Annotated in this window: 8 protein-coding genes; all 8 read right to left on the bottom strand. The window is 33.1% G+C overall.

Annotated features, from left to right (window positions below):
- Nucleotides 1-113 precede the first annotated feature (113 nt).
- Nucleotides 114-2,336 carry a glycoside hydrolase family 65 protein gene (locus COE53_RS14930; RefSeq protein ID WP_098948340.1) on the bottom strand — a complete coding sequence of 741 codons (2,223 nt, stop codon included), beginning with the start codon at nt 2,334-2,336 and terminating at the stop codon, nt 114-116.
- 173 nt (nt 2,337-2,509) lie between these two features.
- Nucleotides 2,510-2,908, bottom strand: coding sequence for a VOC family protein (locus tag COE53_RS14935; RefSeq protein ID WP_069035273.1), 399 nt, complete (start codon nt 2,906-2,908; stop codon nt 2,510-2,512).
- Nucleotides 2,909-2,964: 56 nt separating this feature from the next.
- Complete coding sequence (locus tag COE53_RS14940; RefSeq protein ID WP_069035274.1) at nt 2,965-4,056, bottom strand: threonine aldolase family protein; 1,092 nt, start codon at nt 4,054-4,056, stop codon at nt 2,965-2,967.
- A 91-nt stretch (nt 4,057-4,147) separates the two neighbouring features.
- A complete protein-coding gene (locus COE53_RS14945; RefSeq protein ID WP_098948341.1) occupies nt 4,148-4,756 on the bottom strand; it encodes a methyltransferase domain-containing protein in 609 nt (202 codons plus the stop codon).
- A gap of 92 nt (nt 4,757-4,848) precedes the next feature.
- The gene (locus tag COE53_RS14950) at nt 4,849-5,913 is read right to left on the bottom strand and encodes a DUF871 domain-containing protein (RefSeq protein WP_098948342.1); all 1,065 of its coding nucleotides are present in this window, start codon (nt 5,911-5,913) and stop codon (nt 4,849-4,851) included.
- A 207-nt stretch (nt 5,914-6,120) separates the two neighbouring features.
- Nucleotides 6,121-8,499, bottom strand: a complete 2,379-nt coding sequence (locus COE53_RS14955; RefSeq protein WP_098948343.1) for an immune inhibitor A domain-containing protein — start codon at nt 8,497-8,499, stop codon at nt 6,121-6,123.
- Nucleotides 8,500-8,903: 404 nt separating this feature from the next.
- Complete coding sequence (locus COE53_RS14960) at nt 8,904-9,758, bottom strand: MurR/RpiR family transcriptional regulator (protein WP_069035278.1); 855 nt, start codon at nt 9,756-9,758, stop codon at nt 8,904-8,906.
- Nucleotides 9,759-9,937: 179 nt separating this feature from the next.
- The gene (locus tag COE53_RS14965; RefSeq protein WP_098948344.1) at nt 9,938-13,447 is read right to left on the bottom strand and encodes a S8 family serine peptidase; all 3,510 of its coding nucleotides are present in this window, start codon (nt 13,445-13,447) and stop codon (nt 9,938-9,940) included.
- Nucleotides 13,448-13,783: the final 336 nt, after the last annotated feature.

The following is a 13,783-nucleotide window of genomic DNA, read 5'->3' on the forward strand; positions in this document are numbered from 1 at the left end:
GTTTTTTAGTCTACATGCAACTTTTCAAAATTAACTCCAATTTATTTCAACTAACTGACAAAACACAATCTCAATAAAAGATTGTGTTTTGTTTTTTCCTTTTTTCTCTCTTCTTAAAGCGAAACCTTTATTTTATCTGTTAAATTAAATGTTTCACCATTAATTTCTAATGATACTGGTGGACCATATTCCTTTGTGACTGTTATTGATTTTTTCGATATTGTTATTTCAAGTCTTGCTCCTTGCCATGTGAAAGGAAAAATCATTTCATTCCAATTTGAAGGTAATTTTGGCTCAATTTTTAAACCATTTATGTCCATGGTGATATTTGCAAAGCCAAAGATTGCTACTAGCCAATTTGCTCCCATAGGCGCAGCATGAATTCCATCATCTGATGAATTTGGATTTGGTCCTAAATCAATTAAACATCCTTCTTGAAATAATTGGTAAGACTCTTCTCCGTAGTCACATCTTGCAGCAACAATTGCATGAATTGCTTTACTTATTGGCGAATCATGAACAGTACGCTCTTCGTAGTACTCTAAATTCTTTTTAGCGATTTCCGTTGAGAACAAATCTGGGAAAAGATAGAGCAACATGACAACGTCAGCTTGTTTTAACACTTGTAGTTCATATAGATCTTGTAGGGAATAATCTAATAGAATATCCCGACTTGCAATGGATTGTCTGTATTCCGTTAAGTCAATCTCGGGTTTACTTAAAAATGTATCATCTTGTGGGATGACATTTTCATCATTTTGGCTTGGTAAATATAATCGTTTTAAAAAATCAGTACATTTTTGCTGTAATTCTGCATCAGGATCATTGTATTTCCCCATATAATTTAACGCATTCTGCACATTATAAAAAGCCATGTAATTCGTATAAGCATTATTATCAACTTGATCTGTATATTCGTCTGGACCGATGACATTTTTAATAATTAAATCGCCATTTGTATCAGTTGTCCTACTCACCCAAAAGCGAGCAGTTTCTTTGAGTAGTTCAAGTCCATCATTGGCCATAAAGCTTTCATCTAGCGTATTTTCATAATATTGTACGACAGCAAACGCAATGTCAGCTACAATATGTTCACTTGATTTTGCTAAATTTGAGCTTTGAACGATCTCGGGTTTTGTATTATCCACTGAACCTTTTTGTGTTTCTTCTTTTCCGGAAAAAGCACTTGCCCAAGGAAATAATGTACCCTCATAACCTGATTGGTAAGCATTCACTTTTGCTTCTTTAATATGATGATAGCGATATCTTAGTAATCTTTTAGCAATCTCTGGTTCAGTAAATAAGTGAAACGGCGCAATAAACATCTCTGTATCCCAAAATATTAAACCATTATTGCCCTCACCAGTTAATCCCCTTGCGCCTATACTCAATCGATCATCATGACAAGGGGTCATTGCTTCAATGTGGTACAAAGAAAAATCTAGTGCTAATTGATCTGCTTGATCCTTTGAAGTAATGACCACTCTTTTTTGCTTCCAAAAATCCTGCCATTTGATAGTCGTACTATTTCTTAAATTATCATAACCCTCTGGTAAATATTTCTGTACAGTATTAACACTAGCAGCAGAAGGTTCTTCCCGTAACATATCATTAGAGGTATAAACTGAGCTAATCTTTGAAAACTCAACAGTTCGGTCAACTACGAGATCTTGTGTAATCGAGGCTAGAAGTTGATTATTCAACGTAAAATATGAAACTTCACTCTCATCAGGAGTTACACAGCATGTTGCGATAGCAATTTTATGTTTAGTCTCTGTAGTTTGATAAACACCATGCATAATTCTATTATCCATGATTCTTACTAATTCTTCTGTAAGTTCATTCTTTTGTTGACTGACACACTCCGCATTAATACCTGTTTTTATTTTAATCTTGGCATTACAATCTAAAGCTGTGACAGTAATTTTTGAAGCAAGTAAATGTAAATCATCCTTTGAAACAAAACGCTGAAACAAAAAGTGGAATCGATTTCCATCATTATTCTTCCAAATTACCTCTCTTATTAATTCGCCGGTCATCATATTTAATTTTCGATCATAAAATGTAAATTGACCAGTTGCATTCGAAAAAATATCACCATTTATTTCAATTTCCATTCCAATTAGATCTGGAAGATTCACAATCTTTGTCGTTTGACTTGGAGATAACTGATTATAGATTCCTGCTATATACATCCCCCTAGTTTGTCCTTCATAGTCTTCTTCATGACAAGATCTTAAACCTAAGTAACCATTACCTAATGCCATTAAACTTGCATATTTATTAATTAATTGCTCGTCAAATTCTTTTTCAGAAATCATATTTACTTCATTCATATCGTTAAAATCTCACCTTTATAAAAATTCATATAGTAAAAGTTTGCAATAAATCTTCTTATTTTAAACTTGATATTATAAAAAAATAGTGGTTGATTTGTTAAAAATAAGATTACTGACAATAAAAAAAATCGTGTCACTGTTTCCAACACGATTTTTCATACAGTTCTTTATTATTTTTTTGCGAGGGTTAATTGCCAAGATACACCATATTTATCATTCACCCATACAAACTTTTCACTGAATGGATATGATTGCAAAGGCATTAATACTTCACCGTCTTGACTTAATTGTTTGTATGCATTTTCAATTTCTTCATTTGTTTCACAAGTCACATATAATGAAACAGCTGGTGTAAACGTAAATTTATGTTTAACGGTACTATCAATGCACATAAATTGTTGGCCGTTTAATGTGAAAGTAGCATGTATTACTTTCCCTTCAAACTCACCCATATCTGCTCCATAACGCTTAATATTCACAACCTCTGAATCGTTAAAAAGTGACATATAAAAATTCATTGCTTCTTCTGCTTGTCCTTCAAACATTAAAAACGTTGTAATTTTTTGCATTAAAGTCAGCTCCCTTTTCATTTATATTAAAAATTCATTGCTTAAACAATCTTGGTTTATAGTGATTTCATTTCTTCGTTTAATTTGTTAAAAATACTGTGAAGATCCTCTTTAGAGATTGTTGAATATAAATCTCCAATACTAATCTCGCAATAACAAACTTCCTCATTAACTGGTCTTAAGTTACCAGTAATACCAATTTTTGTTTCTTCATGAATAGATTGTAGTATGATTTTAACCTGTTCAATCGGAGCATTAAAATGGACATGAAACATATTAGAAACAGGAATAGTTGGTACAGTGTTGATTGCTTGGCAACTATTAAAGAATTTGGCTAACTCTACTGCATCTTCATAGTATTGCCCCATCTTATTTGCTCTTTGATCAAAATAATAATTTGCACTTATTATGTAAGGATAAAGACTAATTAAATCTCCTCCATGTCTTCTTTTCCAAACTTTCGATTCGCCGATAAAATCTCGGTCACCAGCAAGAATTGCTCCCGCTACTCCCCCGATGCCTTTATAAAATGACATATAAACACTATCAAATAAGCTACATAATTCAGAAGCTGTCTTCTTATAGTATGGGAGAATTTCCATTAATCTAGCACCATCTAAATGCAATTTAATTCCCTTTTCACGGCAGTATGAAGAAATTGATTCTAGTGTTTCATATGATGGTAGTTGTCCACCAATTTCTCGTTGTGGTAATTCTAGTAATAAACAAGAGATTTCCTCATCCATTGCTAAAACATCCTCTAACTCAATAACACGACTTTTATCTGCTAGTAAAATAGGCTGTATATTATGTAGTTTTTTCAAACCATCTTCTTCATGAATTTCTAAATGTGATAAAGGATGATAAGCAACTTTATTAATTCCTTTTTGATCACACCAAATTCTTAATGCGATTTGCTGAGCCATTGTTCCGCTAGGAAAAAACACTGATGATTCTTTACCTAAAAACTCTGCCATTTTTTCTTGAAAATCTTCAATAAAATTCCCTGCTCCATAAAGATCGCTTTCTTCACTACCATTGAAGTCATTTAGAGCATCCCTTAGTACTTGAATATTTCTAAATCCATTACCCACTAATTGTTTGTTTGTATTTTTAAACGATTCTATAAAAGGATTAATGTTTTTCAAATTGAAATCTTCCTTCCGACTATTAAATTTACTCTTAACCCACTTAAAAAAATTCTATATAAAGACCAATAAATCCTTGAATCTTATAAAATTAGTAATTTAAACGATAGACTAAAAATCTTTCATTTTGATTTTTCATATAAGCATCTGCTAATAGAATCTCTTGTTTTAATTCAAAAGCAGTCTGGTTTTCTAAAAAATAAATATAATCATCCGAACTATAATACAAAATGATTTCAACATTTCTTTTTATTTGCTCAACTGAAATTAAAATATTATTTACGATATTCATAAAAATTTGGATTGAAAATGGATTAAAAAAATAGAAACAATTATCTAATGGATTAATTTGATAATCTTCAGCCAAGCAGCAATAAAACAGAATCTTGTCTTCATTCACCTTTGATTTCTTTATGTAATTCTTTTTATTCTCAACAGCCTGGTTATAATATTTTTCATTCATTTCAATTCCAACAACAGTAGCATTAAATAAGCTATTTATATAGAAATTTAATCTTCCTTTACCGCATCCAAAATCAACTATTCGGTCATTGCTTGAGGGCATGTATTGTTTAAATAGTTGTTGTAAAGCGCTATAAGGTGTTGGCTCATAACGATGATAATGAAAAGATTCATTAAATCCTTTTTGCTCTCCCTCTGTTTTTATATTCAGTAGGTTATCATAATACTTATCGTCCATTTTTCCACGACCATTCGAACTAATATTTTGTAAGTACCTTTATCATACTGTTTCTAAATAGTTCAGTCTAACCATACAAAAAGAAGCGTGTTTTAAACACGCTTTAACTTAAACTTCTTACCCGCTCCAATATATTGTAATAATGATAGATCGTCTTCAATAATCATTCCTATTACATTTACTTTCTCATCGCTTGGTAGATTATTAAGCATAATTTGTAGCTCTCCTCCATATCTGCCATATAATTCATTATCGATAGTAATAGAACCCCTGTTTCTTATGATCGTATTTGCTGGTTTTAGACTTTTCTCGCCAAAGCTACCGTATAATCTAGATTCCATTGATCGAATACAATCGCGTGCAGGGTCTTCGCGATTGGTGTGGACTTGCTCCACTATGGAAAGGGTTTCTTCCTCTTGTGTATACGGTCTATATCTTAATTCAATAAAATCTTTTGTTTTTGAAAGAGCTTCCATCGTATCTATTTTTATGCTAATATCACCAACTAAAACTTTATCAATGTAACAGTTTTGAGTTAGGTCTAAGTAAGCTAGCAGAGGATAAATTTCACGATGTTTTTCTAATGTTGGGAGTCCTTTAAATAGTGGTCCTCTCATTTCATCATTTCCTGGAATAAATGCCATTGTTGAAATACCAGAGTTTTTTAACCATTTGTTTTTTTCGATTAAATAAGTTGTTGCTAATCCGGTTTCTGGGCGGGGATAAAAATTATGCCAAGCCTCTACATTTTTAGTTTGTAATCCGTATTTCAGCAATTCATCTAAAAATGCAGGCGTAAGTGTACTAGCATTAAGAGCAATCTTCATTCTTTTAGAAAGATCTGCTATTTGTTTTTCATTTAATCCGTAATCTACTCGTAGTCCAGTAACACCCCATTTTTGTAATTCGCTGACGTTTGAGTAATCTAACCCTAAATGTGTAAGTGACTTTGCTGAAATATCTGCCATAAGCTCCATTCCATTTTCTATCGCATCTTTACCAAGTAATTGAAGAAGTGTTTTATAAGTTGAAGGGTCATCCTCTGGTATGTGTAATGACGTAAATATTGAATGAAATCCATTTTTTTTAGCTATTTCGATATATTTTTTATTCTTCTCAATATTTTTTTCAGATAAATAGATTGATATACCTAGCATAGTCTATCCTTCTTCCTACTGTTAGATTTATACTATTTGGTTATCATTTTAAACTTTCGAAATAAAAAGTCAACATAATACATTATATACACGAAATAACATTTCACATTAAAGTAATATATTCTTAGTTTGTCTAGTGGTTTCCTATTAATCACTTAAAAACAAAAAAAGAAAGACAACATTAAGTTGCCTTTCTTAAGTTCATTATTATTTATAAACTACGATTGATCCAACTGATTTGTCAGTAGATTGACCATTAACACGAACTTTTAAGCCATAGTGTCCGATGTTACGACCAGCATCTGGTAAGAATGCATTATTGTAGTCTTTGCTATCATTAAATAAAGAGATACCTTCTTGACTTGGAGAATTCAGTTTTTCTCCTGTAGAATAAGCAATGTTATAACCTGATGTCGGATTTAATCCGAATGCTGCATCCGCTACATGGAAACGAGAACTTGCTTCAGCGCCATAGTTCCATAATAAATTCGTATCGTCGTGAGCATCAACAACACCTAAGAATCCATCACCTGGGTGAATACCTGACCAGTTTTCTGTAAAGCTATCATCAACATACCATACTACTAAACCGCCATCGTAGCTCATTAGAGAGTTTCCGCGTTTAATATGAGCTAAACCTTCGTCAGCACCTTTATGGTTACGCCACTCTAATAAGTAGTAATGATTTGCATATTTATTTCCATCGAATTTTGAAAATCCTTTTAATGTGAAAGGAGAAGTTGCATTTTCAGCACCATCATCAACAATTGTTGCACCATCTGCTACTACTTTAATATTATCAGCAAAGAATCCAATGTTTGAAGTACCCCAGTCAGTTGCAGAACGTAAGCGAAGCTGAATTTTTTGACCTTTATACGCTGATAAGTCAAAGCTTTGTGCTTCCCATCCATTTGATTTTCCAGTGAAACCAGGCATTGAATTTAAGATTGTTGGATATCCTTCAGCTACAACATCACTTCTAGTGTGAGTGTTTCCTAATGATTTCCAAGTTGCTCCATTATCAGTTGAAACTTGAACAAATGCGAAATCCCATTGTTCTTCCATATCGTACCAAGCGTCAAAAGTTAATGTTGCTGAAGATTTTCCTGTTAAATCTACATTCGTTACCATGCTGTTATCCATTTCGTCTGCTTGTCCACCCCAGTATTCATAAGTGCCAGCAGCCGGTTTATTGACTGGTAAAACTTTTTTAGGTAAATTCACTTGAACAGCTTGGTTGTTTTGGCCAAGTGGTGAATTTGCTTGATCTAATAAGAATTGAGTACCTTTTGTCGATACATCTTCCCAATTTACTACAGTTGGGTTAGTCCATTTTCCACCTAAAGTTGATTGGAAATATGATTTTGCCCAAGGAGAGAAACCTGTTGGCTCTGTTCCAGGAATTGTTCCTGCCCAAGAACCAGCTGACATGATTGACCAATATTCAACAGCTTCACCAGCACCAGAGTAAATTGTATCGTACTCATCTGGTAATCCTAAATCATGACCATATTCGTGTGCAAATACACCAGTTGCACCGTCTTCTGGCATCATTGTATAGTCATAGAATCCTGGTAAGCCACTACCAAGTCCATCTGGATCTACAAATTTAGCAGAACGGTGAGACCAAATTGCATTGTCTCCTTGTGCTCCACCGCCAGCTTCTTGTCCCATACCTGAGTGGATGATTTGAAGGTGATCAACTAAACCATCTGGCTCCCAGTAGTTACCGTCTCCATCTAAATCATGTGGATCTTCTAAATCGTAATCTTGTAAAGGAACTCCTGCAGCTTTTGCAGCAGCATAAGCATCAATTACTAATTGTTTTGATCCACCTGGTGTTACGTTATCATGTCCAGTTTTAGAATCTTTTCCGTAATATGCTGCAGTTCCTGGTACTTTTAACCAGCCATATGCTTTACCATCAACTGTATAAGTTCCACCAGATTGTTGTTCATAATATTGTTTTTGTGAAAGGAAATTTTCTCCATTTGGACCTTTCACACCATTTTTACCAAAAATCATATCTTCATAGTGTTGTTGAGTAAAATCTGGGTACCAGTTGTCTGTTTCATTCTTCTTAATATTGTTATGAGGAAGATCAGAGAACTCTACCATTAATGTTAAAAGTTTACCCTTCTTTTGAATACCTGGTGAAGCTGACTCTTGAACTGGATCAGGAGTACCTTTTAATTGACCATTTTTCTTACCGTTTCCGTGTAATAGGCCATTATTGAAGTCTTTAAATTCACCGTGTTTAGCAGCATCTGCTTTTTTTACTTTGCTAGCAATTGGATCTTTGTCTGTTACTGGATCCGCTTGACCTTTAACCGCTAAATAACTTTGTAATGCAGCTTGTTTCTGTGCTTCAGAAGCATTAGCAGAAACTACACCACGTTTAATTAATGCATCTAATAACTTTTCGTCATTAACTAACGATAAATCTAAAGAACTTTTTGAATGCTTAGCTAATGCACTATGTACTTTACTTAAGCTTTCAGATGATGCTGTTTTTAATGGAATCCCAGAAAATAAAGTTCCGGCAACCATTACTGATGCAAAACTAGTTACTACAAACTTGTTCAAAATAAGCCCCCCTTAATAATTTTCAAAGTACATTTTAATAATATTCTAAAAATTCTTAGGATTATAGAGGGTTTTATTCATCAAATACTTACAAAATTCATAATATTTTTACATTTTTTTTACTTTACCACATAAAAGTACGTCGAATTTCGTCAGTTTTTATAACTTGCTTTTTTATAACATCTATCTTTAGTCTTATATTAATCTTTTTAACTAGTTTTTATAATTAGCACTTTAGAATTATTAAAATTGAATTAAAATATAAAATTTAAAAATAATACATGTAATTGTAACTATTTAATGTAAATTTCTCTTTTCAAATTTTGACATTTTTTTCCTTATCACTATAACAAAAAAGAAGATAAGTAAATTTTTTTTACCTATCTTCCTTGACTAGATTCAGATTACCTTCTTAATTTTCCTGCTTCTTCACTATACTCATGAAGTTTACTAGATACTTTATTACCGATTCGATTAAAGCATATGACATATAATGAATCGATTATATTTTGTTGTGCCATTTTAGAGGCTATACTTCCTATTCGAATATCTTGTTCCATATCAGGTGTGCAAAGCTTGATATCAGCTTCCTTAAATAACGGAGACTTGCCAAGCTTTGTAATCGCAATGATCGTTGCTCCCTTTTTCTTAGCAAAGCGAGCAAGCTCTAATACATCCTTAGTTTTCCCAGAATTAGAAACAGCTACAAAAATATCGCCTTCTTCCATATGACCTACTAAAGTGATCACCATATGGAAGTCAGGGGACATAATCGCATGGTAGCCAATTTTCCCAAATTTATATGCTCCGTCCATAGCTGATACGGCTGAACCGCCTACTCCATAAAATATAATTTTCTTAGCTTTTACAATTTCTTCGGTTGCTTTATCTAATTCTCTTTTATCTAGAGTTGATACCGTCGCTTCAATAGCCGCTTTATTTACATAAGTTACTTTATTAAATAAATCATACGGTGTGTCTTTCTTATCCATTACAGAAAAATCATTAATATTCATTTCAGCTACAGTCAAATCTCGAACTAATGCTATTTTAAAGGCTTTAAAACTACCAATTCCAATTGTTTTACAAAATCTAACAACACTTGCTTCACTAGCTCCAGTATTGTTAGAAATATCTTTAGTCGTTAAGTTGGGGACAATTTCAGCATGCTCCATTATATAAACAGCGATTTTCTTTTCGGCTTGCGTAAATCGATCCATATAATTTTCAATTTTTGATAAGATTGTTAAATGTTTCATTTACTAAACACCTTTCTGCTAAAAAACATACAAAATACTATTATTCTCTATTATGAACCAAATGTTTAGAAAATCATATTAATAACCAAATTAATGTTGTTTTTTAGTACTTTTTACATTTAAAAACTTATAAAAAATAAAAAAGTGTAGGAAAAATTCTTCCTACACTTTTTTTATCGTTATTGCTGTACAGTAACTGTTTGTGGTTTTACTGATACTTTAAAACCATCTTTACTAGATACATCCGCAGATATTGTATACGTACCATTTGGAACACTTGCTTCTGGAGTCCATTTTAAATGGATTTCATTTTTATCTTGTACATCCATTGAATCAATTACATTACCATTTGCATCTTTAACATAAACTTTCCAATTTACATTGTTATTTGCAAATGCATTGATTCCTGCAGGCGTTTTTGTATTTACATTTTTATTTGGATACACACTGAAATAGCTAACAAGCATTCCATCGTTAATATAAGAAGGATCTCCCCAAACTGTATAACTTTGGTTAAGTGCATAGTCTGATCCTAATACTACAACACTCTTAGGTTCTTCTTTTACTAGAGTAGATGTTTCACCTTGAGCCAATGGCTTATACTTGCCGTTATACCAAACAATCGCACCATTAAAGCCACTTCCAGCATCATCCGCTTTGAACGAGATTTCGTATTGTCCATTTTTAGGTGTTACTTTTATATCCGAAACAACTGGAGCAACTGAGTCAATATGCAATGGAAGTTTTACGATTTGTGGCTTAGCACCATTATAATCAAGCGTTGTTTTGATTACATAGTTATAAACGCCATCTTTCACCACTTGACCATTTTGATCTTTCAAATCCCAACCATATCCAGTATTCAAATAGTCTCTAAAAGACATAATGTTTTTACGGAATTTCCATGGCTTACCAGTATATTCACTAAAATCACCTAAGTATTGTAGTAATTCACCTTTATCATTTTCTACGTACATTTCAGTTTTAGCTAAGTTACGTAGTACTGTAAATGATGGATATACTTCTTTCAATGGAGTATTAGGAGACATTACAATTCGATCCATATTAAAACTTCCTGTTCTTGGATCATAACCTAATGGGAATACCCCTTCTGCTCCTATTTCATCATTCCAAAGAGTTGTATAGCCTAAGAATGCATCTTTCTCATATGCTGCTGGATCAATGTTTTTTGGTTGATCCCATTTTCCATAATACCCCATGTAAGGAACTGATAACGGAACTGCTGAATCGCTATTATTTCCAGAAGGAACTAAACGTACATAACCCTCGACAAATGAACCGTCTTTTAAGCTTGATGGAAGTTGAATCTGAACATCAAGATTTTTTTCTTGTCCCGGTTTAATTTTTAATGTTTTTCCTACTGTGCTTGTTACTGTTTCACCATTTACAGTTGCCTTAGCACCTTGTACACGCTCACTTTTTAATGTTAAATATTCTTTTGAATCTAATTTCCCATCATTGTCTAGGTCAAATTCTTTTGTTTCTCTGCCATCTGTATATACATCTACATACACTTGATACTCTAAATCTTTTACATTCAGATTTTGAAGAGCTTCTGCATTTAATTTGAAGTGAATATTATTATTAACTTCTTTTAATGCAACAGCTCCTGCTTGCTCAAGTGGAGTTTTCTCTCTTGTCACAAGTACAGGTGTTTTAATTGCGTTTTGAATTTGCATTAGTCCAGAACCTTGTACACGAGGTGAATATGGTACTTCATTATTTGTACTAGGATCTTGAATTAGTTTAGAAGTATTCATTAAAGCAATTTTTGCTTTTAAAGCTGTACTTTCCGAATGTTTTAATCCTTTTTCATATAGTGATTGTAATACTAATGTCGAACCACCAGCAACATGTGGTGATGCCATCGATGTACCACTCATTACCTCATAGCTATTACCTGGTATCGTTGAGTAAATATTTCCTCCTGGTGCAGATATTTCAGGTTTAAAGTCTAATGTATGTGGAGCCCCATAGGAAGAAAAATATGACATCGTATTCTTATCTGGGTTATCAACATATACCCCTTTAGACGGTTTCATTTTTACAACATAACCACTTTTTAACTTAGTAATTAATTCATTCCCTATCGCTTTACTTGTTGTAGCTGCCTGAACATTAAAATAAGGACTCCAATAAACTAATGGATAGTCGACATCTACATCAGCTGGAACAAGAATGATTGCTTTTGCGTTCTTTTTCTTCGCTTCAGATTGAATATAATTGTAAGTAGCATATCTTTCATTTGGTTTTGCTATAACAATTTTTCCTGTTAAGTCAGGAAGATTTTTGAAGTCAGCCGTTTTACCTTCTCCAACATATACCATTTCATATGATTCTAATGGTGATAATACTTTTGATAGGTTAAAGTTATATTGTGATTGGTCTTGGTATGGAAGCTGTATCCCATTTTCCTCTTTTAGCGTATTCATATGTATACTTGAATTTTCATATGAAGCCACAGATATCGCAAAAGGACTTACACCTGGTTCCCCAACTGTACCAATATCCGGATTTTCAGCATATGGTTTTAAAGAAGATTGTAGCAAATTATTTTTTGTACTATAAGCAGAGTTTCCACCCGCGACGATTACAAGCGTACCTTGCTCAGTTGCTTCACGTATTACTTTTTGAATTGGATCATCTTCTTCACTAACAAATCCTGAGTCGGTACCTAAACTCATATTAATAACATCTGCGCCCATCGTTACAGCGTGCTCGATACCTGCTATGATATCATCTTCATACGCACCACCGTTTCCGTTATCAGAGAATACTTTTTCTGCTAATAACTGAACGCCTGGAGCAATACCTTCCACACCATCATTAGACTCATCTCCGTTTGCACCTACTGTACCAGCAACATGCATTCCATGCTCATTCCCGGCAACACGCGGAATAACATCTGTATCATGATCTGCCCAGTCATAACCTGTTGGAACTTTATCGCTATACCAAACATCTCCTACACTTGTTTCTGCAAGTTTACTTTTAATGTTATCTTGATTCCATTTTTCTTTTGCTTTCCCTTTATCAGTGATTGTCATGTCTTTATGTGTATAGTCAATACCTGTATCGACAATTCCTACTAACAATCCTTCTCCTTGATATCCGTAACTTTGCCAAACTTTTTGAGCTTGTACTAATTCTTTACTTGCTCCCATTGAAGGTTGGAACTTTCTTGCAATATGTACATTCGTTACGCCTGGTGTTTGTTGAATTTCTTTTAAGTTACGATATTCTGTCTCCAAACTAAAACCATTAAATCCTTCATAAAAGCGTTGATTTATTTTAGGTACGGATCTTTCCTTTGAAATCTTTGAAATGACTTGATCTTGTTTTTCTTTAAAGCGCGCTTTTTTAGTTTGAGTAGATTCATCAGAAGTTGTTGGTTGTTCAACCTCAACGATTACGCGAACTTTTTCATTTGGTTTATAAGCATGAGCATCATTTAAAACCTTATAACCGAATGGGTCTACAGCTTCTTCCCCAGTTTGTTTTTGTTCTTCAGCAAAAATCTTTTGACCCTGCTTTGCAATCTCATCTAAACTTGGAGCCGGCACTTGATTTTCATTTGTTCCTTCAGCAAATCCAGTTGATGTAAATAACATTGAAGCTAAAGTTGTCGTTGCAAGGACTTTGTAAGGAAAGCTTTTTTTCTTTTTCATCTTTAATCTCCTCTACAATAAACTTTAATGTTCTGAATCTATTAAAAATAGATTCAACCAAACTGATTTAATTAATTGCTAATGCTTTACTAAGAAACTTGATACTAGTTTAATTTTAATTACGTTGCCCCTATAATCATATTGGGTTATTCAACCGGACTTTTGGCATATTCAATTTGGAGAGAACTTAAAGAATTCAAGTAGAAAAAAAGTGGATTTTGACATATTCAGTCGAGGATGTTCGAAAAAATTTTATTAACTTGGGAAAATTGTATTAATTAGGTTATGACAAATTGGAGTTATATTAGTTTGTATTAGATAAAAAAAGCATTTTGC

The sequence above is a fragment of the Bacillus sp. AFS029533 genome, from assembly GCF_002585125.1.
GTDB lineage: Bacteria > Bacillota > Bacilli > Bacillales > Bacillaceae_G > Gottfriedia > Gottfriedia luciferensis_B.

What these genes read in the sequence shown, in the direction of transcription:
- COE53_RS14960 (WP_069035278.1), bottom strand. Translation starts at nt 9,758, where the DNA reads ATGAAACATTTAACAATCTTATCAAAAATTGAAAATTATATGGATCGA.
- COE53_RS14950 (WP_098948342.1), bottom strand. Translation starts at nt 5,913, where the DNA reads ATGCTAGGTATATCAATCTATTTATCTGAAAAAAATATTGAGAAGAAT.
- COE53_RS14965 (WP_098948344.1), bottom strand. Translation starts at nt 13,447, where the DNA reads ATGAAAAAGAAAAAAAGCTTTCCTTACAAAGTCCTTGCAACGACAACT.
- COE53_RS14930 (WP_098948340.1), bottom strand. Translation starts at nt 2,336, where the DNA reads ATGAATGAAGTAAATATGATTTCTGAAAAAGAATTTGACGAGCAATTA.
- COE53_RS14935 (WP_069035273.1), bottom strand. Translation starts at nt 2,908, where the DNA reads ATGCAAAAAATTACAACGTTTTTAATGTTTGAAGGACAAGCAGAAGAA.
- COE53_RS14945 (WP_098948341.1), bottom strand. Translation starts at nt 4,756, where the DNA reads ATGGACGATAAGTATTATGATAACCTACTGAATATAAAAACAGAGGGA.